Annotated in this window: 18 protein-coding genes; 5 read left to right on the top strand and 13 right to left on the bottom strand. The window is 67.4% G+C overall.

Annotated features, from left to right (window positions below; all coding sequences use genetic code 11):
• The 5 genes from AC3EO7_RS16325 to AC3EO7_RS16305 all read right to left on the bottom strand — a co-directional run bounded on the left by AC3EO7_RS16325 (nt 1) and on the right by AC3EO7_RS16305 (nt 5094).
• Nucleotides 1-882, bottom strand: coding sequence for a hypothetical protein (locus AC3EO7_RS16325; RefSeq protein ID WP_431970372.1), 882 nt, complete (start codon nt 880-882; stop codon nt 1-3).
• A 460-nt stretch (nt 883-1342) separates the two neighbouring features.
• Nucleotides 1343-2632 (bottom strand): acyl-CoA dehydrogenase family protein, encoded by a 1290-nt coding sequence (locus AC3EO7_RS16320; protein WP_435591632.1) that lies wholly within the window; start codon nt 2630-2632, stop codon nt 1343-1345.
• A 2-nt stretch (nt 2633-2634) separates the two neighbouring features.
• Entirely contained in the window at nt 2635-3273 is a 639-nt protein-coding gene (locus AC3EO7_RS16315; RefSeq protein ID WP_431970370.1) for a TetR/AcrR family transcriptional regulator, read from the bottom strand.
• A complete protein-coding gene (locus AC3EO7_RS16310; protein WP_435591631.1) occupies nt 3264-4313 on the bottom strand; it encodes a zinc-binding dehydrogenase in 1050 nt (349 codons plus the stop codon). The genes AC3EO7_RS16315 and AC3EO7_RS16310 overlap by 10 nt, the downstream gene beginning before the upstream one ends.
• 40 nt (nt 4314-4353) lie before the next feature.
• The gene (locus AC3EO7_RS16305) at nt 4354-5094 is read right to left on the bottom strand and encodes an SDR family NAD(P)-dependent oxidoreductase (RefSeq protein WP_435591630.1); all 741 of its coding nucleotides are present in this window, start codon (nt 5092-5094) and stop codon (nt 4354-4356) included.
• Nucleotides 5095-5360: 266 nt separating this feature from the next.
• Here AC3EO7_RS16305 and AC3EO7_RS16300 point away from each other — a divergent pair, with 266 nt between their 5' ends.
• Nucleotides 5361-7541, top strand: a complete 2181-nt coding sequence (locus tag AC3EO7_RS16300; protein WP_435591629.1) for a malate synthase G — start codon at nt 5361-5363, stop codon at nt 7539-7541.
• A 267-nt stretch (nt 7542-7808) separates the two neighbouring features.
• Here the strand turns inward: AC3EO7_RS16300 and AC3EO7_RS16295 are convergent, their stop codons facing one another.
• Nucleotides 7809-10262, bottom strand: a complete 2454-nt coding sequence (locus AC3EO7_RS16295) for an FHA domain-containing protein (RefSeq protein ID WP_431970366.1) — start codon at nt 10260-10262, stop codon at nt 7809-7811.
• A 430-nt stretch (nt 10263-10692) separates the two neighbouring features.
• Here AC3EO7_RS16295 and AC3EO7_RS16290 point away from each other — a divergent pair, with 430 nt between their 5' ends.
• Nucleotides 10693-11664 carry an NAD(P)-dependent alcohol dehydrogenase gene (locus AC3EO7_RS16290; protein WP_435591628.1) on the top strand — a complete coding sequence of 324 codons (972 nt, stop codon included), beginning with the start codon at nt 10693-10695 and terminating at the stop codon, nt 11662-11664.
• 22 nt (nt 11665-11686) lie between these two features.
• On the opposite strand, the gene AC3EO7_RS16285 is transcribed toward AC3EO7_RS16290, so the two are convergent.
• The 4 genes from AC3EO7_RS16285 to AC3EO7_RS16270 form a co-directional block, all read right to left on the bottom strand.
• Nucleotides 11687-12115 (bottom strand): hypothetical protein, encoded by a 429-nt coding sequence (locus AC3EO7_RS16285; RefSeq protein ID WP_435591627.1) that lies wholly within the window; start codon nt 12113-12115, stop codon nt 11687-11689.
• Nucleotides 12116-12117: 2 nt separating this feature from the next.
• Nucleotides 12118-12414: a hypothetical protein gene (locus tag AC3EO7_RS16280; RefSeq protein ID WP_431970363.1), complete on the bottom strand. Its 297-nt coding sequence runs from the start codon at nt 12412-12414 to the stop codon at nt 12118-12120.
• A gap of 236 nt (nt 12415-12650) precedes the next feature.
• Nucleotides 12651-13937: a PucR family transcriptional regulator gene (locus AC3EO7_RS16275; protein WP_431970362.1), complete on the bottom strand. Its 1287-nt coding sequence runs from the start codon at nt 13935-13937 to the stop codon at nt 12651-12653.
• A gap of 85 nt (nt 13938-14022) precedes the next feature.
• On the bottom strand, nt 14023-15306 hold the full coding sequence (locus AC3EO7_RS16270; RefSeq protein WP_435591626.1) for an MFS transporter: 1284 nt from the start codon (nt 15304-15306) through the stop codon (nt 14023-14025).
• A 137-nt stretch (nt 15307-15443) separates the two neighbouring features.
• Between AC3EO7_RS16270 and AC3EO7_RS16265 the strand changes: the two genes are divergently transcribed.
• Nucleotides 15444-16376: a LysR family transcriptional regulator gene (locus AC3EO7_RS16265; RefSeq protein WP_431970360.1), complete on the top strand. Its 933-nt coding sequence runs from the start codon at nt 15444-15446 to the stop codon at nt 16374-16376.
• A gap of 68 nt (nt 16377-16444) precedes the next feature.
• Here AC3EO7_RS16265 and AC3EO7_RS16260 read toward each other — a convergent pair whose 3' ends face one another.
• From AC3EO7_RS16260 to AC3EO7_RS16250, 3 genes are read right to left on the bottom strand one after another with little or no spacing between them, the layout of a single operon-like run.
• Nucleotides 16445-17371 carry a sterol desaturase family protein gene (locus AC3EO7_RS16260; protein WP_435591625.1) on the bottom strand — a complete coding sequence of 309 codons (927 nt, stop codon included), beginning with the start codon at nt 17369-17371 and terminating at the stop codon, nt 16445-16447.
• 43 nt (nt 17372-17414) lie between these two features.
• The gene (locus AC3EO7_RS16255; protein WP_435591624.1) at nt 17415-18164 is read right to left on the bottom strand and encodes a helix-turn-helix domain-containing protein; all 750 of its coding nucleotides are present in this window, start codon (nt 18162-18164) and stop codon (nt 17415-17417) included.
• A complete protein-coding gene (locus AC3EO7_RS16250) occupies nt 18161-18775 on the bottom strand; it encodes a TetR/AcrR family transcriptional regulator (RefSeq protein WP_431970357.1) in 615 nt (204 codons plus the stop codon). The genes AC3EO7_RS16255 and AC3EO7_RS16250 overlap by 4 nt, the downstream gene beginning before the upstream one ends.
• Before the next feature lie 152 nt (nt 18776-18927).
• Between AC3EO7_RS16250 and AC3EO7_RS16245 the strand changes: the two genes are divergently transcribed.
• Together AC3EO7_RS16245 and fabG are read left to right on the top strand one after the other, a co-directional pair.
• A complete protein-coding gene (locus AC3EO7_RS16245; RefSeq protein ID WP_431970356.1) occupies nt 18928-20145 on the top strand; it encodes an acetyl-CoA C-acetyltransferase in 1218 nt (405 codons plus the stop codon).
• Nucleotides 20142-20912 carry a 3-oxoacyl-ACP reductase FabG gene (fabG, locus tag AC3EO7_RS16240; protein ID WP_431970355.1) on the top strand — a complete coding sequence of 257 codons (771 nt, stop codon included), beginning with the start codon at nt 20142-20144 and terminating at the stop codon, nt 20910-20912. Before AC3EO7_RS16245 ends, fabG begins: the two co-directional genes overlap by 4 nt.
• Nucleotides 20913-20937 lie beyond the last annotated feature (25 nt).

The following is a 20937-nucleotide window of genomic DNA, read 5'->3' as shown; positions in this document are numbered from 1 at the left end:
CTAGGGATTCCGCGCGATATCGACGCGGATGGAATCGCTGTCCTTGATGACGAACACCCGATCCTGCTTGGCTTTCCACTGCTGCGGGAGCAGGTAATAGCGGTCCGAGGTGCGGATGAGCAGCCACAGCCCGCTGTAGACGTATCGGTATTTCTCGTTGGGCGCGGTCATCTCGCCGACCTGGGTGCCCGCGCCTTCGATGCCGAGACGGTCGACGCTGAACACGACGATGGCGGGGCGGTCGATGAAATGCGCTGCTTCCTGGTGCAGAGCGTCGTCCGTGCCTTTGCGCTCCGCGAAGGCGGCGGCGGCCCAGACGTAGCCGATCATGGCGACCGCGACGAGCGCGATTGTTCTGACCTGCATCACCGTCCGGCTCGGCCGCCGGATGCCGAGCGCGGCCGGGTACCGCCACAGCAGCCAGGTCGCATAGCCGATCATCGCCGCGCCCGCGATCAGCAAGAACGGAGCCTCTTCCGCGAGCGGGCCGGCGAACCGTGTCGGTATCGAGGTGAGTACGGCGACCGCGGCGACGAACAGCGTGCCCGCCGCGGCGGACAAGCGGACGTACCACCGCAGGGTGGTGCGCGGACGTCCACTTTTGAGGGCGTGCCAGACCGGCAGCTTCCGGACGGCGAGCAAGGCGAGGATCCAGAACAGGGTGGACAGCAGCGGCAGGAACATCGCTCCGACGCTGAACAGGACGTAGTCCTGTGTCGTGAATCCGAGCGTTCCTGCGGATACGCCGAAGTGTCCGAAGAAAGCCCGGCTGTACGCCCAGCCGAAGTAATAGAGCACGCCGGTCACGAATGCCACCTGCGAGGCGATGGCGCCGAGCAGGGGAAGCAGCGCGAAGGCGCGCGCGTCGCTCGCCGCGGTCACTGGGTTGGCTGGGGTATGAGCGTGGTAGGGGGCGCGACCTTATCGGTCGTCTTTCCTGGGGCAGACGGCTGGACCGTCGGCGGTGGTCCGACGGTGGGGACGGTCGTCGTCGGTCGAACGATGGGTGGGGCGGTGTTCGGAATCAGGCCCGTCGACGCGGTCGCGGGCGGCGTCGGCGCGGGAACGGTCGTGACTGTCTGTTCGGGGGAGACGGCCGTCGTCCGCGACGTGGTCGTGTCACGGTCTCCGGTGTCCTCGTCCGCACACCCGCTCGCGCCGAGAGCCAGCACCAGCAGCGCCACAGCGATGCCATATCCGGTACGCACGATCGGAAATCCCCTCGTCGTCCGACCCACAACCTGCTCCGAAATTGTGGCACGGCACCCGACCCATCCGGGACCGTTCGCCAAGATCGAATCCCGCCGGGACCACGACACGACGGTCCCGGCGGGCCGTCCGGCTACAGGTTGCCGACCACGTGCTCCAGTCGCCGCGCGACCAGTTCCCGCGCCTGCTCACGCAGGGCGGGCCGGTACCCGCTCGGGTAGACGGGATCGCCGGGGGCGTAGTTCTTCAGCACTTCCTTGGCGAGGGTGATCTTGTGGACCTCGGTGGGCCCGTCGGCGATCGCCATGACCTCGGCGTAGTTCATCATGTCGACGAACGGCAGGTCCTCGCTGACGCCGATGGCGCCGTGCAGGTGCAGTGCGCGCTGGGCGATGTCGTGCATGACCTTGGGCATGGCCACCTTGATGGCGGCGATGTCCTTGCGCACCTTCAGATAGTCCTGTTCCTTGTCGATGCGCCAAGCGGTGCGCAGCACCAGCAGCCGGAACTGTTCCATCTCGATCCAGCTGTCGGCGATGCGCTCCTGGGTCATCTGCAAGCCGCCGAGCGGACCCTTGCGCATCTGCCGTGACACCGCGCGCTCGCACATCATGTCGAAAGCCTTGCGCACCAACGCGACCGTGCGCATGGCGTGATGCACCCGGCCGCCGCCGAGGCGGGTCTGGGCGACGATGAAACCCTGGCCCTCGGCGCCGAGCAGGTGGTCGGCGGGGACTCGCACGTCGGTGAAGCGCAGATGGCCCTCGTGCTCGCTGAAGCCGTGCACGTGGAAGTTCTTGACGATCTCGAGGCCGGGCGCGTCCGCGGGCACGATGAACATCGACATGCCCTGGTACGGGCTGACGTCCGGGTTGGTGACGACCATGACGATGTGGAAGCTCGCGAACTGCGCGTTGGAGTTGAACCACTTCTCGCCGTTGATCACCCAGTGGTCGCCGTCGCGCACCGCGCGGGTACGGAAGAGCGTCGGGTCCGAGCCACCAGTGGGTTCGGTCATCACGTAACAGGAGCCGATCTCACCGGCCAGCAGCGGCTCCAGGTACTTCGCCTTCTGCTCCGGGGTGCCGTAGTGCGCCAGGATCTCGGCGTTACCGGAATCCGGTGCCTGGCAACCGAATACCGACGGTGCCCAGACCGAGGTGCCGAGCACCTCGTTGAGCAGCGCCAGCTTCATCTGACCGTAGCCCTGGCCGCCGAGTTCGGGGCCGAGGTGGCAGGCCCACAGGCCCTGTTCCTTCGCCTTCTCCTTGAGCGGCCGCATCAGCGCCATGGCTTCGGTGTTGCTGCGGTCGTAGGGATTCGGGTAGAGCAGGTCGAGCGGCTCCACCTCGGTGCGGACGAACTCGGCGGCCCAGTCCAGCTTGTGCTGGAACTCCGGGTCGGTTTCGAAATCCCAAGCCATGATCAGCCTTTCGTGTTGTGATCGGTGACGACACCGTCCAGGACGGTGGTGGCGAGCAGTTCCGCGATCTCGCCGGGGGAGCGGCCGCCGTGCGGGCGATACCAGAAGGTCACCATGTTCAGCATGCCGAGCACACTGTTGGTGATCACGTGGTCGGCGGTGCGCAGCAGGCCCGCGGAGTATCCCGCGTCGAGCACCTGCTGCCAGTGCGACTGAATCCGGTCGCGCAGCTCCTGAAGCTGCGCGCCCCGCTCACCGGTCAGCGCGCTCACATCGCGCAACTGGATGGCGACCTCGCGGCGGTGTTCGACGATCAGTTCGACGTGACTGTGCATCAGCTCGCGCAGCTTGGTGATCGGGTCGTCGTCGCCGCCCGTGATGCGCTCGGCCTCGGCGAGCATGAGCTGGGTGTAGTCGCGCAGGATCTGCCAGAGCAGCTCCTCCTTGGACCCGATGTGGTAGTACAGCGCCCCGCGTTGCACATCGGCGCGGTCGCCGATCTCGGCGACGCCCGTCCCGTGAAAACCCTTCTCCGCGAACAGTTCCACGGCGGCGCGAACGATGCGATCGCGTGTGTCGCCGGCCGTCGATTCCGAGGCGGGCGGGCGTCCGCGACGACGCGTGAGGCCGCTCATCGCCACGGATCCAGGATGGTCTTGCAGACCTTGTCGGCGCGGTCGGCGAACATGCGGTAGGCGGCGGGCCCCTCCGACATCGGCAACCGGTGCGAGACCACCGCTTCCGGGCGCAGTCTGCCCGCGGCGGTGAGTTTCAGCAGCGCCGGCAGTTCGTACTGGACCGAGCACAGCCCGATGTGGAACTCGAGTTCCTTGACCTGCGCGAGCGGCAGGTGGAACGGGTAGGCCCGATTCTGGCTGACACCGACGACGCTGACCCGCCCGCGGTGGCCGACCACGCTCGTCGCCAGTGCGATGGTCGCGTCGGCGCCGACCGCCTCGAGCGCGACATCGGCTCCGCCGCCGAGCATCTCGCGCACGGCCTGCTTCGGATCATCGGATTCGACCGGTTCCGCGCCCAGCTCGGCCGCCCTGGCGCGCCGGTCCGAGACCAGGTCGATGCCGAGCACCCGGGCGGCGCCCATGGCGAACGCGGACTGCACCGCCATCAATCCGACCGGGCCCAATCCGATCACCACCACGGTGTCGCCCGGCGCGACGCGCGCCCGCCGGGCGGCGTACCAGGCGGTGGGGGCGTTGTCGGTCAACACGATCGCCGCCTCGTCGCCGATCGCGTCGGGCAGCCGCACCAGATTCCCCGTGGCGTGCGGTACCGCGAGCAGCTGCGCCTGCGCCCCCGGCAGCGAACCGCCGAGCCCGTAGCAGGCGTCGACCGGAAGCGGCTGCCGCGCGCACGCCGCGACGATGCCCGCCCGGCAGCGCCCGCACCGGTCGCAGCCCGCCGAAGCGGGTACGAGCACCCGGTCGCCGACCGTGAAACCGTGCGCCTCGGGGCCGAGCTCGACGATCTCGCCGACCGCCTCGTGGCCGACGCCGTAGCCGGTGCCGGGCGTGAATCCGTGTCCCGCGTAGATGTGCAGGTCGCTGCCGCAGATTCCGGCCGCGGTGACTCGCACGATCGCCCCGTCCCGGCCGGGCAGCGTCGGGTCGTCGGTCTCGCCGAACGAGATCGCGTGCGGCCCGGCGTAGGTGAGTGCTTTCACAGGTATGTCCCTTCGATGGTGAGCGTGTGCGCTGTGTCGGTCATCGCCAGCCGCCGTCGAGCGCGAGGGTGGCCCCGGTGCAGAAGGACGACGCGTCGGTGGCGAAGTACAGTGCGGCGCCGACGATTTCGTTCGGGCTGCCGACCCGGCCCAAGGCGTTGTGCTCGGTGAGCGCGGCGCGCAGCTCGTCGGGCCAGGCCTTGGCGATGTCGGTCTCGAACGGTCCGCACTGGATCGCGTTCACCCGCACCTTCGGCCCGTAGGTCTGCGCCAGACCCGCGGTGAGCGCGTTGAGTCCGGCCTTGGCCGCCGCATAGGGCACCGCGAGCGGTTCCGGCCGCGCGGCCTCGATGGAGGAGATGTTGACGATGCTGCCGCCCTCGCCCGCCGCCATCCTGGTCGCGACGAGCGCGGAGAGCCGGAACGGGCCCTTGAGATTGACGCCGATGATCTTGTCGAACATCGCCTCGCTCACCTGGTCGAGGCTGGGATACAGCAGGGACATGCCCGCGTTGTTCACCAGCACGTCGACCCGGCCGAACTCCGCGTAGGCGGACTCGACGAGCGCGTCGCACCGGTCCCACTCGCTGACGTTGCAGGCGACCGGGAGCGCCCGGCGGCCGTGCGCGTTCTGCACCTCGTCGGCCAGCGCGACGCAGCCCTCCAGTCGACGGCCCGCGATGACGACGTCTGCTCCCGCGGCGGCGAAGGCGAGCACCATCTCCCGGCCCAGACCCCGGCTGCCGCCGGTGACCAGAACGACCTTGTCGGTGAGCGACATGGGCGCCCCTCTCGCAGCTGAAATGTTCCGATCAGTACATTAATTGCGGTGAGCGTTAGGATCAAGGGGTTGTTCGGCCGACCGCCGACACCGCGTGACGCGCCGATCGATCGACCCCGATCCACGGCGTGGCGAAATATCGCGAGCAGCCCTGGCGTTCACCCGACGCACTCGGCGTGCGCTGGCCCTCCGCAGGGAATGGGCCTACCGGCGGGTAACATAAAACCCGTCTTTTCCACCCGGCTTTCTCAGAAGTGAGGCAGTAGATGACAGAGCGGATTCAGGTCGGCGGGCTCCAGGTGGCCAGCGTTCTCCACGAGTTCGTCGAGAACGAGGCGCTTCCCGGTACCGGCGTAGATTCCGCCGCGTTCTGGGCGGGCGCCGAGCAGGTGATCAACGACCTCGCTCCGCGCAACCGCGCCCTGCTGGCCGAGCGCGACGCGATCCAGGGCAAGCTCGACGCCTGGCACGCGGAGCACCCCGGCGCGAACTACGACAAGGCCGCCTACAAGAGCTACCTGACCGACATCGGCTACCTGCGCCCCGAGCCTGCCGACTTCCAGATCGAGACCGAGAACGTGGACGCGGAGATCGCGGTCACCGCCGGTCCGCAGCTGGTGGTCCCGGTCATGAACGCGCGCTTCGCGATCAACGCCGCCAACGCCCGGTGGGGCTCGCTCTACGATGCGCTCTACGGCACCGACGCCATCTCCGAGGCGAACGGCGCGGAGAAGGGCACCGGCTACAACAAGGTGCGCGGCGACAAGGTCATCGAGTGGGCGCGCAACTTCCTCGACGACTCCGTCACCCTGATCACCGGTTCGCACATCGGCTCCACCTCCTACAAGATCGTCGACGGCGAGCTGGAGGTCGGTCTCGAGGACGGCACCGAGATCGGTCTGGCCGACCCCTCGCAGCTGGTCGGCTACCTCGGTGACCCGGCTTCGCCGAGCTCGGTGCTGTTGAAGCACAACGGCCTGCACATCGAGATCCAGATCGACCCGAGCTCGCCCATCGGCAGCACCGACACCGCGGGCGTCAAGGACGTCGTGCTGGAGTCCGCGGTCACCACGATCATGGACTTCGAGGACTCGGTCGCCGCGGTCGACGCCGAGGACAAGGTCCTCTGCTACCACAACTGGCTCGGCCTGATGAAGGGCACGCTCGCCGAGAAGGTCACCAAGGGCGACAAGACCTTCACCCGCACCATGAACCCGGACCGCGTCTACACCGCGCTGGACGGTTCCGAGCTGGCGCTGCACGGCCGTTCGCTGCTGTTCGTGCGCAACGTCGGCCACCTGATGACCTCCGACGCCATCCTCGACGCCGAGGGCAACGAGGTGCCCGAGGGCATCATGGACGGCCTGATCACCTCGCTGATCGCCAAGCACTCGCTCAACGGCGACACCGAGCTGAAGAACAGCCGCACCGGCTCGGTCTACATCGTGAAGCCGAAGATGCACGGCCCCGACGAGGTCGCCTTCGCCAACGAGCTGTTCGGCCGCGTCGAGGACGTCATCGGCCTGGACCGCAACACCCTCAAGGTCGGCATCATGGACGAGGAGCGCCGCACCACGGTGAACCTCAAGGCCTGCATCCAGGCGGCCAAGGAGCGGGTCGTGTTCATCAACACCGGCTTCCTCGACCGCACCGGCGACGAGATCCACACCTCCATGGAGGCCGGGCCGATGGTCCGCAAGGCCGACATGAAGGCCCAGCAGTGGATCCTGTCCTACGAGGACTGGAACGTCGACACCGGCCTGACCGCGGGCCTGCCCGGCAAGGCGCAGATCGGCAAGGGCATGTGGGCCATGCCGGACCTGATGGCCGACATGCTGGTTCAGAAGATCGGCCACCCGAAGGCGGGCGCCAACACCGCGTGGGTGCCCTCGCCGACCGCCGCCACCCTGCACGCCACCCACTACCACCTGGTGGACGTGTTCAAGCGGCAGGCCGAGATCGCCAAGGGCGGTCGCCGCGCCACCGTCGACCAGATCCTGGAGATCCCCCTGGCCGCCGAGCCCACCTGGACCGCCGAGGAGAAGCAGCAGGAGCTCGACAACAACTCGCAGTCCATCCTCGGCTACGTGGTGCGCTGGATCGACCAGGGCGTCGGCTGCTCCAAGGTGCCCGACATCAAGGACGTCGGGCTCATGGAAGACCGCGCGACCCTGCGCATCTCGAGCCAGCTGATGGCGAACTGGCTGCGCCACGGCATCGTCACCGCCGACGAGGTGGTGGCCAGCCTGGAGCGGATGGCCCCGGTCGTCGACCGCCAGAACGCGGGCGACCCGAACTACCGCGCGATGGCCGCGGACTTCGCGGGCAGCATCGCCTTCCAGGCCGCCAAGGAACTGATCCTGGAGGGCACCAAGCAGCCCAACGGCTACACCGAGCCCATCCTGCACCGCCGCCGCCGCGAGGCCAAGGCGCTGGCTTGCGTGTAATACGCTGAGCGACGAACGAATCCCCCGGTCGACCGAGTCGGCCGGGGGATTCGTGCGTTACAGAGCCGGTGCGAGAGCCTTGCTTCGGGCAGCACCGAGCGGTCGGGCTCGCCCGAGCGCTGACGACAACCGGCCGGTCGATGACGTCGACGAGTTCGTCCATAATTGCGAACGGCTGTCGAGGACGGCGAACATCGACCCCACCCGGCTGTATCGGAACCTCGACTCTCCTGCGTTGGACACAGCCGAGTGACGAATTCCCCCGATTCACAGCCTCGCAGCGGGGGCGCCGCGGCGCCGTGGGCGCAGCTGGTACAGGCGGTACCAGGCCAGTGCCAGGAAGACGATGCCCAGGACAGCGACGATTCCCATGTCGGCGAACCACGTTCCGAGGGAATGTTTCCACAGCGGGTCGGCGGCGCCGTCATGCGGTGAGAGGGTGTCGAGGTCGAGCGTGGCTGCTCCCGCGGCGAACCCCCACCGAGACGGCGATATGTAGGACAGTTGTTCCAGGAAGAATGTGCCGGGGAGCCGCACCAGCCCGCCAGTGAGCACCAGTTGCGCCATCGACAGCACGATCAGCAGCGGCAGCGTCTTCTCCGAGGTGTTCACCGAGACCGAGACCAGCAAGCCCAGCGCCAGCGACGTGATACCGAGCAGCGCCATCGCCAGGATCAGCTCCACCTCGACCGAGGTGAACAGCCCTGTGGGCGGCATATCCACGCCAATGGTGCCGATCAAGACCAACACCACCGCCTGAATGGTGGTGATCACCCCCAGCACCAGCATTTTCGACATCAGATAGACGCCCGCCGACAGGCCTGCCGCGCGTTCTCTTCGGTAGATCGTCTGCTCCTTGACGATCTCGCGAATCGAGTTGCCGGTGCCGACGAAGCATGCGGCGAACGCCAAGATCATGAGCTTGGTCGGTGCGTCGATGTTGGTTCCCGGCTCCCCGGCGAACCCCTGGCCCGGCGGCACCGCGGCGATCAAGCCACCCAGCAGCACGGGCATCACGCCGAGCAGCGCCAGATAACTTCGGTCCGAGGCGATGACCGCCAGGTATCGACGGCACAACGTACTGAGCTGACTGAGCTTGGACTGCGGCGCGGGCGGCGGCACCGGTGGGCGCACCTGCGCCGGGCCGATCTCGTCGGTCAGTCCGACCGCCACGTACTGCTGGAAATACGACGACTCCCGGAACTCGCCGGCCCAGTCGCGGTCGGCCTCGCGGTCGAATGCCTGGAACACCTCGGCCCAGGTGCGCTGCCCGAAGTGCCGCAACCCCTGCGCGGGTGGACCGTAGTAGGCCAGCTTGCCGCCGGGCACCAGGACCAGCAGGCGGTCGCAGGAATCGAGATTGGCCACGCTGTGCGTCACCACGATGACGGTCCGCCCGTCGTGCGCGAGTTCGGACAGCATTTCCATGACCGTTTTGTCCAGGCCCGGGTCGAGGCCGGAGGTCGGTTCGTCGAGGAACAACAGCGACGGCTTGGTCAGCAACTCCAGCGCGACGTTCACGCGTTTGCGCTGTCCGCCCGAGAGCCTGTCGATGCGGGTCTCGGCATGTTGCGCCAAGCCGAGTTCCTCGAGGACCTCGTCGACCCGCTGCTCGCGCTCCTCCTTACGCGTGTCGCCGGGGAAGCGCAGTTCGGCCGCGTAGAGCAGCGCGCGCCGGGTCTGCAGCTGGTTGTGCAGGATGTCCTCCTGCGGGACCAGCCCGATTCGATGCCGGAGCTCGTCGTAATTGGTGTACAGGTCGCGTCCGTCGTAGCGGACCGTCCCCTCGGTCGCAGGCCGCAACCCGGTGATCGCGCCGAGCAGCGTCGACTTACCCGCCCCAGAAGGCCCGATGACGCCGACGAGCGAGCGATGCGGGATGGGGAAGCCCACCCCGTCCATGATCACCTTGCCCTCCGGCGTCCGCACGATGAGGTTCTGCACCGAGACCGACACGTCACCGGTGTCGACGAACTCGCGCAGTTCGTCGCCGACCAGCCGGAACGTGGTGTGTCCCATGCCGATCGAATCGGCTTCGACAAGCTCGGCGATCTCGACCCTGGCGCCGTTGACGTAGGTGCCGTTGTGGCTGTCGAGGTCGACGATCCGGTACTTGCCTTCGCCGATCACCTGCAGCTCGGCGTGGTGACGGGAGACCATGAGGTCGGGCACGACGATGTCGTTGTCGGCAGCGCGGCCGATCCGAAGCGAGCCCGACGTGATCTGGACTACCGCGCTGGGGTGGGCCGCCGGAGGTGCCGATCGCGAGACTCGCCGGGGCAGGCCCGGTTCGAACTTCGTGACGGTTGGTTCGTCGTGGAGCCGGTAGCCGGGATCGGGGACGACCATCGTGTCGCCACCACCATCGCCATCGGATTCGTGAGCGGGTGGCGCTTCCACCGAGCAGGTCAGCTGCTCCCCATCCTTGGCGTGGCCCAGCTGGAACGTCTCGTCTCGGTCGATCACCATTCGCTCGACGCGGTGACCGTCGAAAAAGGTGCCGTTGAGGCTGCCCGCGTCCTCTATTTCCCAACCGTCCGAGCCCCGCTCCAGAACGGCGTGCAACGAAGATACGCGCGGATCGGTCACAACAATGTCGGCCGTCGGATCGCGACCGACATTGTATGCGCCTCCGGCGCGCAGCCGATAGACGCGTTCCCTCGTCTGCACCACCAGAACGGGTGCGTCGGGGAATTCGATGGAGGACTGGTCATCCGCCATGAAGGGAGTATACGACGGACCCGCAGGGCCGCCGCAAGAGCCGATCGACCCGTGATCTCGCGGCCGCCGGTCTCGTGCGCCCGTACTCGCTGACCGATCAAAGACGTGTTTACCAGCGCAAATAGGCCCCCATCGTGCAACGGCAAGCGCGTCAGGACCGGTGGAACCCGGCGGTCGGCGCCTCGACAGGGCCGCTCTGCCGCGGTCGGGCGAAATGCGTCTTCGCTGTTCGAATTCGATCACGGCGAAACGGCTTCGTCGTCGACCCCGCGGTCCGATGTACTCCATTCGGCGGTGCAAGCGAACTTCTCATATTCGGCGTGACGCGATGGCATTTGTGCAGATGATTCATGTGTAAGAATTCGACCATTTCGGAGCGCTCGGGTACTGCTCGAGCGCGCATCCCCTGACGAGCCATGAGGCGAAGCGAATGCGAGCGACAGTTCACGAGAAGTTCGGACCCCCGGACGTGCTGTCCCTTCGCGAGGTCGATCGACCAGTACCGGGACTGGGTGATGTCCTGATCGAGGTGCATGCTACGACGGTGACCGCGGCCGAGATTCTGATGCGGCGGGGACGACCACTGTGGGGCCGGGTCGTCCTGGGACTGAGCCGCCCACGCAGGAAGCTCCGGATACCGGGGTTGGAACTGTCCGGAGAGATCGTGGCCGTCGGCGCGGACGTCGAACGATTCGTGCCGGGCGACCAGGTATTCGGATTCACCGGCTTCGGCGCCGGGGCATGCGCGGAGTACAAATGCATGCCGGAAACGGCATCCTTGGAACTCAAACCGGCCAACACGACCTACGAGCAGGCCGCCGCCGCGGTCGACGGTGCGACGACGGCGTTGTACTTCCTTCGCGATATCGCGCGCGTCCGAATGGGGCAGCACGTTCTGATCAACGGTGCATCGGGAAGCATCGGGACCTATGCGGTGCAGCTGGCGAAGCGCTTCGGCGCCGAAGTCACCGCGGTCTGCAGCGCCAAGAACGCGGAGCTGGTCGCGTCGTTGGGCGCCGACCACGTGATCGACTATGCCACAGATGATTTCACGACACGGCGCAACACCTACGACGTCATCTTCGACACGGTGACCGCGAGCTCGTTCGGACGATGCCGAGACGCCTTGACGCGCACCGGCTGCTACGTCCCGACAACCCGACTGCGGAACTGGGTGCTCGCCGGATGGACCGCGTTGCGTGGCGGCCGGAAGGTACGGCCTGGCATGTCGATCGAGAAGCGCGCTGCTCTGGCCTTCGTCAAAGAGCTCATCGAAGACGAACAGCTGCGCATCGTCATCGACCGCAACTATCGGTGGGATCAGGTCGTCGAAGCTCACCGATACGTCGAGACCGGGCACAAACGCGGCAACGTCACGATCTCGATCACCGCCGAGACCTGACGCAGATCTGTCGCAGGTGTGGTCACCAAACGACGGTGACGGTGGTGTCGGCTGCGCATTTCGATGGTGATCGCCCCCCGGCACTCGCCGTGCAGCTCTGGCGGACGGCGCGGTGGCGAATTGCCGGTGGATTCGGCATGGTCGAGCTGCGGCGCAAGCGGAAACCCCACACGCTCAACGAACCGGCGAGACTCAGGTAGAGGAAGTGGGCGACGTAGACCAACGAGCCGTAGTCGCGTGACCAGCTCCGCACCCTCAGCAGCGCGGCGATCCCCGCGCCGATCAGCAGGACGCCCAGAACGAGCGCGGGTGCTCCGAGCGGGGCGATATCGTCCTTGCAGCCGCGCGAATTCGGCGCGGGGAAGTTTCCGTCGCCCTTCTTTTCCTGGCGGAGATCGGTGGCGGCAGGCGTATTCGATTGCGGGGGAAATGATTTCGTCGGATTCGACACGATCAACTCTTTCCGGATCCTTCGACATCGAACAGCGGATTGTCCCGACCGACCGGATCGTCGAAGCGCCAGTCGCTTGCGGCGGGCGCGCGAGCGGAGCGGCCGGGGGCGATGGTCATCGACTCGTGGCCGAGCGCGCCCTGTTCGGCGACAGTCCGCGGCTGCTCGGCCAGGCTCAGCGCCGTGCGGGTCCACGACGTATCGGGCAGCGTGCGCCAGCCGACGCCGATCTCGGAAGTCGCAGGCAGCAGATCCAGGGGAGTCGCGAGCTCGTCGGCGATCTCGATTGTCGTCGTCATTTCTTTCCTCCGTACGCGGCGGATGCCCGGCGCCCGGGTTGCGTGGCGGCGGTCACGGATGGCGGGCCTTCGAGTCGTGGCTGCGTTGTCGATGGCCATCGGATCGGCGCAGGGCGTGGGCTCCTTCGCCGACGCCTACGATCAGAGTCGATGCCGGAACGGTAGACCTGCGCGCAGCTCGCGCCATAGTCTCGAGGCAACGAAGTCCACGCGGATGTTTGTCACCGGCGACAGCGCTATGCCGGGTCCCGGCGCAATGCCGCCGCCCCGTACCACTGGCACGCCAGCAACGCCATCTCGACCTCGAGCCGGTCCTCGTCCATCGGTCGACCCCGTCGCGCCACCGCTCGCGCTACCCGGTATTTCACGGAATTGGAGTGCAGGTTCAACTCCGCGGCAGCCGCCTTGTAGCTCGATCCGGTGCGCAGGAACACCCGCAAGGTCTCCCGTAACCGCTCGTCGTTGTCGTTGTCGGCGGCCAGATCGCCGAGTACGTCGCTCACCCATTCCCGCGCTTCCGCGATGTCGCCGCACAGCAGGGCCGCGGCCGACAGTCCCGGATCGGTCGCGGAGAACACCGCCGGATGGTCCGTGCCGCGTGCGAGCGCGACCGCGCGCGCGGCCTGAGCGTGTCGATGTGACCGGCGGAAGCCCGCGACCCCGGCGCCGGGCGTGCCGATCGCGAAGCAGGGAACGTCCGCCCGGTCGCGTGCGAACCTGCGGACGGTGCCGACCAGGTCGGCGGGAAGCGATCGGTAGGGCAGCCAGGCCCAGGCGCTGACCCGATCGGCGGCGGCGAACAGCGGACGCGCCTCGGTGTTCGCCGCTTCGGCCAGCTCCTGCACAAACCGCCGCATCCGTGGGAGCTCGTCACCGTCGGTGCTCAGCTCCGGGTACCACAACACCAGCGCGAGGTGATGCCAGCGCAGCGGATAGCGGATCGACACGGTCGCCGCGTCGATATCGATGGCGCTCATCCCGGTCAGCACTTCGCGGACCTCCAGAGCACGGAGGCTGTTCTGGCTCTCCAGCCACTGTTCCCGCTCACCCTGGTAGGCGGCGACGACCTGCAGGGTGATCGCGTCGATGTAATCGAGCAGCGTCGTGGTGATGGTCTCCAGGACGTCGAGGCGCTGCTGCGCCGCGATGTCGGCGGCGCGCACCTCCGCGAAGACCAGTTCGCTCATCCGGCGCTGCCCGACCCAGTAGGAGCGAATCAAGGCGTTGACCGGAACATCGTGCTGGGCAAGGCGTTTGGCGTACTCGATCGCGGCGGTGGGCGCCTGGACGCGCGCGACCGGAATATCGTGGCGCAGCGCATGCACCAGTGTTTCGACATTGGCTTCCACGCTGGCGCCGAGCAGCCCCAGAGAATGCGTGTCGTCGCGCAGCTCGGCTATTTCTTTCTCGAGTTCGCGCCGGATGGTCGCGCCGATTTCGGTCACCCGCTCGTTCATCCGGGCGGCGACCCGAACAAGAGGGTGACCGAGCTCGACTGCGCCATCGCGACGAGAAGTCGTCACCCGATCATTCTATGTATCTCGCTCCGGCGCGACGCGGTCGTCCCGGAGGAGGTGATGGCCACCGGCACCGGCCGGTCGTCGTGAGTCATGCTCGCGCCCCCTCGCTGACCGGCTGTTCACTCGGCGGAGTGGGGTCGGCCGGTTCCGGCGGGGTGAAGGTGAACTGCCGCGGCAGCAGGAACGGCGTGCCGAGGAGCAGAACCCCCGCCAGAGCGATCGCTGGACGTGGCCCGGTGAGTTGCGCCAGCAGACCCCACAGCACGGTGACCACGGCGATGCCGAGGCTCGTGGTGATCGACCATGCGGCCAGCACCCGGGCGTGGCGATCGGTATCGGTGTTGTTCAACCGATGAGCGGCCAAGACAGGGTTGAAGATGCTCGCGCAGAGGATCAGCCCGAACTCGGTGACCATCACGAGCACAAGCCCGGTCAGGCCTGGCTGGATGAACGCCAGCCCGAGTGGCCAGCAGGCACGTAGCGTGCCGAAGACCCGCAACACCGTCCGTTCGCCACAGCGGGAAGCGATATGGCGGGCGAGTCGTGACCCGATCAGGCCACCGACACACGGAACAGCGAATGCCAGACCGTACTGCCAGACCGGGAACCGAAGGTGGGAGAGCATCAGCACCGACAACAGCGGCTCGGTAGCCATGATCAGCCCGTTGACCGATACCGTGTTGAAGAAGAATCCCCGCAACGTGCGGTGGGCGAGGATGTATCGCCAGCCCTCCACGATGTCGCTCCATCGGCGCGTCGCGGTCTTGCGCGGATTCGGGGGCTGCTCGGGTTGTCTGATCGCGGTGATGCCGAGCGCCGAGAGGAGGTAGCTCGTCGCATCGATGACGAGCGTGGTGACCGGCCCCAGCACCCCGATGGCCGCGCCGCCCACGGGCGGTCCGATGATCGTGGCCGACCAGGTGGTGGACTCGAAACGACTGGTGGCCACCAGAATTCCGTCGGCGGCAACGATGGTCCTGAGGTACGCGCCGCTGGCGGCCGCGAACGCGATTTTCGCCGCCGCGGCGACGATGGCGACCACCAAGAGCTGCGCGAAGGACAACACGCCCAGCCAGTAGGCGAGTGGTATGGATGCCAGCGCCGCGAATCGAATGACATCCGTGGCGATCATGATCGGCCGCTTGGCGCGAAACTCCATCCACGGCCCGAGCGGGACCGCAAGCAGCGCCCCGATCGCGAGCCCGGCCGACGACAAGGCCGCCACTTCCGCCGAGCCTGCGTGCAGGACCGTGATGGCAACGACGGAGAAGGCTCCGAACCCGAGCCCGGTCCCGTAGGCGCTGACCGCGTAGGCGGCCCACAACCACCCGAAGGCCTCGCCCAGTTTCGCCTTCCGCCCGATATACGGCACTCGCTTCGCTCCGCTTCACACCTCGTGCGACAACGCTTTGTTGCCAGGGAGATCGAAGCCGGTCGATGGGCGCTGCCACCAACAACAGAGCGAGCGGCGAGCCACAACTCGTCGTTGTGGGAGTAGGTTCTCCCGTCGTGGATCTCGATGCGGTTCGTACTTTCGTCGCTGTTGCCGAGACCGGCCAGTTCCAAGCCGCTGCCGACGATCTGGGGATCACCCAGCAGGGAGCCTCGAGGCGAGTGGCGAGCCTGGAGCGGGAGCTCGGCGTACAGCTCTTCGCGCGGACCGCCCGGGGTGCGCGGCTCACTGTCGACGGGCAAGCGGTGCTGTCTCATGCGCGTGCGCTTCTCCGCGCTGCCGAACGCGTCACAGCGGCCGTGACGCCGGGGCGAAGGGCTCTTCGGATCGACGTCGTCGGCCGCAGGATCGCGCCCTCCAACGTTCTTTACGCCTTCTACCAGCAGCATCCCGACATCGAGCTCGATGTCGTCACCCTGACCCACGCCGATGCGGCATCGGCGCTGGCCGAGATCGATGCGGGCACTCTCGACGCCACCTTCAGATCCCTACGAGGCCTTGACCTTCCGCACGGACTGCGGTCCTCGCGAGTGATCGACGACCGGCACGAGCTGCTGGTCGGCCCGCGACATCCGTTGGCGAACGCCGAGACCGTGACCTTGGCCGAGCTCACCGATCACCGCATCTGGATGCCCGGCATGTCCGACCCCGAGCCGGTCGGCTACTACCACGATCTGGCGACGGCGTTCGGGCTCACCATCGACACGATCGGGCCGAGCTTCGGCGTCGAACCGCTCCTAGCCGAAATCGCCGAGTCGGCCCAGCTCGCCACCTTCGTCGGCGAAGGCTCCCGATACCTCTGGCCGGAAAGCTATGGCCTGCGCCGAATCCCCGTCGTCGACCCGACCCCGGTCTATCCGCTCTCCGTGATCTGGCGAGCGGACAATCCGCACCCCGTCCTCGCGCACTTCCTCGAGTACCTTCAGGCCGGGTACCGGACGACATCCACCGAGGACGTATGGATCCCGGACTGGGTGCGGCCAGGATGAGGATTTCCAGGACTGCGAAAAGCCGAGCCCGAGAACGGGGCTCGGCATCCGAGGTCGCTTTCAGCTGATCAGCTGGACGGTGTCCTCGCCACGGTCGATCGCCGAGGCGTCGGTGGGGTCGCCGGAGGTGACGTGCAGGCGCCGTGACGAGTGAAGGGTTCGGCGAGCTGAGCCAGGTAGCCGACGGGATAGTCGGGTTTGGCGGCCATCCCGAGGTCGGCGCTGCTGAATTGGCGGGAGGGGTCGTAGGTGTGGGTGCGCAGCAGGTGATCCCAGATGAGCGTGAACAACCCGAAATTGACGTCGCCGATGCCCGCCCATTTCAAGTGGTGGAAGCGGTGGCCTTCGTTGAGCGCCAAGACGTATTTCAACGGGCCGACGCGGTAGTCGGCGTTGGAGTGCTGGAGCAGCAGCTGCACCGCGACCGCCAGGGACAACGCCGACGCGACCGGCACCGGGATCCCGGCCAGCAACAGCGGGGTGACGCCCGCGGTCATCTCGAGGGTTTGGTGCAGAGGGTGTTTCATCAGGCCATTGAGACCGTAGAAACGAGTGACGCTGTGGTGCACCGCGTGAAACCGCCACAACACCCCGACCTTGTGACTGGCGTAGTGCGTGAGAGTGATCCCGAAGTCGGCGACCAGTATCGCGATCAGCACCTGAACGGCGAACGGCCAACTGGTAGGCCAGATCCCGTCACCGGGGACGAGCGCGGCCAGGGCCGGGATGGCGGCGACACTGGCGAGGATGAGCGTTTCGTTGACGAAGGTATGCGCGGTATCGCGTCCGACGTCACCGTGGGAGCTGTTCCAGACGCTCCGATACGGCAGCAGGCGTTCGGCGGCGAACGACAACGCGATAGCGGTGACCAGCAGAGCAAGCAGCCAGGCTTTGTTGGCTCCGCTTGCGGCCAAGGCGATTCCGGCGCCGTTGATGCCCAGTAGCAGGAGCGGTGCGTAGCCGTAGCGGATGAGGGGTCGAGCGATTGTGGACATGGATTCAGCCTCGCCGCCGCATCCCGGTGGAGGCTTGTAGAAATCAGCTGAGCTGCGCGGCGGGTGGAGCTCGCCAGCCGGTCGCGACCAGAGCTTCGGTGGGGGTGATGCCGAACAGGTCGCGGCACGTCTTGGTCAAGTGAGCGCTGTCGGTGAAACCCGCGGCGTGCGCGGCCTCGGTCAGCGACCCGCCCGCGCGCACGGTGCCGACCGCGAGATGCAGTCGAGTCCAACGTCGCCACGCCGCGTACGGCAGCCCCACATGCTCGGTGAACAGATGCGACAGTCGACTCGGCGACATCGCCACGGCGGCAGCGAGATCGCCCAACGACGGTGGCCCGCCTGCGGACGCCGCGGCCACCCGCAGCGCCGCGGCCACCACCGGGTGCGGGGACCTGGGCGACGGCCGTATCGCCGAGTTCTGCTGCGGCGCAACCACTGTGGTGCGCGGGTTCGCCGCGGTGATCCAGCTGGTGACGCGATCGGCAGGCAGGCCGCGGAGCCGAGCGAGGGCGGCGCGGCCGACGCCGCTACCGGAGTCGAGGTAGGCGATGAAACCCTTGGTGGCCGGGGCGGCGCGCACTTCGTGACGCACCCCTGGCGGGATGATCGCCAGCTCGGCGGCCGCGGTGCGCCCGGCGGCGTCGACCAAGGTCGCCTCGCCCGCGGTGACGAGCAAAACTTGCACGGCGGCATGGGAATGGGCTGCGGTGTCGCCGATGTCGCCGGTGAAGGCCATCAGGCCGGGGGTGAACACGACCCCGCCGAGCCAGCGCGGCATCGTCGCGGTCATCGAAGATCTGACGCAGCGTCTGTCGCGCCGACGATGCGCAGGGCCATGTCGGCGTAGCCGTCGGCGATGTCGTCGGGGCTCCAGTCGCCCCCGTCGCGGTACCAGCGGGCGATGTCGATCCCCAGCGACAGCAGCGCGACACTGGCCATGCGCGGGTCGGGTGTGTCGAAGACGCCTGCCGCGACACCGCGCTCGACGAGCTCGCGAATCTCCTTGTCGATCTGCTGGCGAATGCCGCGGATCTCGGCATGGTGCTCGGGCGTGAGTGCCGCCAATTCGTAGTTCACGATCCGGGCGCCGGTGCGTCCGCGGGCATGGTGGACGGCGAAGTCGTGAATCACATTGTGCAGCGCGGTGGTTGGGTCGCTGGACGAGTCGACCGCCTTCGTCACCAGGTCCAGCGTCTCCTCGTGACCTGACCGCGAGATCAAGTACAGGAGCTCTTCCTTGGACTTGTGATGCACATACACCGCGGCCGGGCTCATTCCCGCTGCTGCGGCGATGTCGCGCGTGGTGGTGCCGTTGAAGCCCTTCTCGGCGAACGCGGCGATGGCCGCATCCAGTAGCCGAGCGCGAGTCGCATCGCCGCGGGGTTCGGTCGTATCGGTCATTTCGGGCTCATTATCGCGTCTCGATTCCGCATGTCACCGAGGAGGTGGTGTGAGGTGGCTAACGCAGTCCATCGGCAACCTCCTATTGACGGTCGCCTCCGGCTCCTGCACTCTTGCTGCTAAGCAAGCGCTTATTTATCTAAGGAGTCTAGATGCCGGAAGCCGTGATCGTCGCCGCCGCTCGCTCTCCCATCGGCCGGGCAGGCAAGGGGTCGCTCAAGGAGATGCGTCCCGATGACCTGACTGTCCAGATGGTTCGCGCGGCGCTGGCTCAGGTACCCGCGCTCGACCCCGCCGAAGTCGAGGACCTCGTGCTCGGCTGCGGCCAGCCGGCCGGGGAGTCGGGCTTCAACATGGCCCGGGTCGTCGCGGTGCTGGCCGGTCTCGACGGGGTCCCCGGCACGACTGTCAACCGGTACTGTTCCTCGAGCCTGCAGAGCACCCGAATGGCGCTGCACGCCATCAAGGCCGGTGAGGGCGACGTCTTCATCTCGGCCGGTGTCGAGACCGTGAGCCGCTTCGCCAAGGGCAATGCCGATGGTCTGCCGGATACCGAGAATCCGCTCTTCGCCGAGGCCGTGGCCCGCACGGCGAAGCGCGCTGCCGGTGGTTCGACCTGGGCCGACCCGCGCGCCGAAGGACTGCTGCCCGACGTGTACATCGCGATGGGGCAGACCGCGGAGAACGTCGCGCAGCTCACCGGCATCACTCGTGCGGAGCAGGACGCCTTCGGTGTGCGGTCGCAGAATCTGGCGGAGAAGGCGATCGCCGATGGCTTCTGGGCTCGCGACATCACGCCGGTGACGTTGCCCGACGGCACGGTTGTCAGCGCGGACGACGGTCCCCGTGCGGGAGTCACGCTGGAGGCGGTGTCGGCGCTGAAGCCGGTGTTCCGCCCCGACGGCACCGTCACCGCGGGCAACTGCTGTGCACTCAACGACGGCGCGGCCGCGCTGGTGATCATGTCCGACACCAAGGCCGCGCAGCTGGGAATCACGCCGCTGGCCCGGATCGTCAGCACCGGTGTCTCCGGGCTCTCGCCCGAAATCATGGGCCTCGGTCCGATCGAAGCGTCCAAGCAAGCGCTCCGCCGAGCTGGCCTCACCATCGACGACATCGACCTGGTGGAAATCAACGAGGCCTTTGCGGTGCAGGTGATCGGCTCGGCCCGTGAACTCGGCATCCCCGAGGACAAGCTCAACATCAACGGCGGCGCGATCGCGGTGGGTCATCCGTTCGGGATGACCGGCGCTCGGATCACCAGCACGTTGATCAACTCGCTGCGGTTCCACGACAAGCAGTTCGGGCTGGAGACCATGTGTGTCGGCGGCGGTCAGGGGATGGCCATGGTTCTGGAGCGTCTGTCGTGACCGGCAACCCCGTGACCGCCACCACCACCGCGATCGTCACCGGAGCGGCCCGGGGCATCGGCGCCGCGGTCGCCCGCCGCCTGGCCGCGGACGGCTTGGCCGTCGCCGTGGTCGACCTCGACGAGGCCGCAGGCAAGCCAGTGGTCGAGGAGATCGAGGCCGCCGGAGGCCGGGCGATCGCGATCGGCGCCGATGTGTCGGACGAGGCTGCCGTGCAGACCACGGTCGACCGGGTCGCCGCCGAACTCGGCGCTCCCACTGTGCTGGTCAACAACGCCGGTGTCCTCCGCGACAACCTGATCTTCCGGATGACCGCCGACGACTGGGACACGGTGATGAACGTGCATCTGCGCGGCTCGTTCCTGATGAGCCGGGCAGTCCAGAAGCACATGACCCAAGCCGGATTCGGCCGCATCGTCAACCTGTCCAGTACCTCGGCACTGGGCAACCGCGGCCAGGCCAACTACGCGGCGGCGAAGGCCGGCCTGCAGGGTTTCACCAAGACCCTGGCCTTGGAGCTCGGCAAGTTCGGCGTCACCGCCAACGCGATCGCGCCCGGCTTCATCGAGACCGAGATGACGGCCGCGACCGCGGCACGTGTCGGGATCCCGTTCGAGGACTTCAAAGCCGGTGCGGCGGCTCAGATCCCGGTGGCACGGACCGGCGTGCCGGACGACATCGCGCACGCCGTGTCGTTCTTCGTCAGCGAGGGCGCCGGATTCGTCTCCGGACAGGTGCTCTACATAGCGGGAGGGCCGAAGGCGTGAGGGTCTTCCAGGGCGTCGCCGAACT

The organism is Nocardia sp. bgisy118 (assembly GCF_057708605.1).
The sequence above is the reverse complement of the archived record's forward strand: the minus strand, read 5'-3'. Positions and strand labels throughout refer to the sequence as shown.

Excerpts from the sequence above, each read along its gene's own strand:
- AC3EO7_RS16295 (WP_431970366.1), bottom strand. The coding sequence starts at position 10,262 with ATGGCGGATGACCAGTCCTCCATCGAATTCCCCGACGCACCCGTTCTG.
- AC3EO7_RS16280 (WP_431970363.1), bottom strand. The coding sequence starts at position 12,414 with ATGACGACGACAATCGAGATCGCCGACGAGCTCGCGACTCCCCTGGAT.
- AC3EO7_RS16250 (WP_431970357.1), bottom strand. The coding sequence starts at position 18,775 with ATGACCGATACGACCGAACCCCGCGGCGATGCGACTCGCGCTCGGCTA.
- AC3EO7_RS16245 (WP_431970356.1), top strand. The coding sequence starts at position 18,928 with ATGCCGGAAGCCGTGATCGTCGCCGCCGCTCGCTCTCCCATCGGCCGG.
- AC3EO7_RS16300 (WP_435591629.1), top strand. The coding sequence starts at position 5,361 with ATGACAGAGCGGATTCAGGTCGGCGGGCTCCAGGTGGCCAGCGTTCTC.
- AC3EO7_RS16255 (WP_435591624.1), bottom strand. The coding sequence starts at position 18,164 with ATGACCGCGACGATGCCGCGCTGGCTCGGCGGGGTCGTGTTCACCCCC.
- AC3EO7_RS16305 (WP_435591630.1), bottom strand. The coding sequence starts at position 5,094 with ATGTCGCTCACCGACAAGGTCGTTCTGGTCACCGGCGGCAGCCGGGGT.
- AC3EO7_RS16320 (WP_435591632.1), bottom strand. The coding sequence starts at position 2,632 with ATGGCTTGGGATTTCGAAACCGACCCGGAGTTCCAGCACAAGCTGGAC.
- AC3EO7_RS16260 (WP_435591625.1), bottom strand. The coding sequence starts at position 17,371 with ATGTCCACAATCGCTCGACCCCTCATCCGCTACGGCTACGCACCGCTC.
- AC3EO7_RS16290 (WP_435591628.1), top strand. The coding sequence starts at position 10,693 with ATGCGAGCGACAGTTCACGAGAAGTTCGGACCCCCGGACGTGCTGTCC.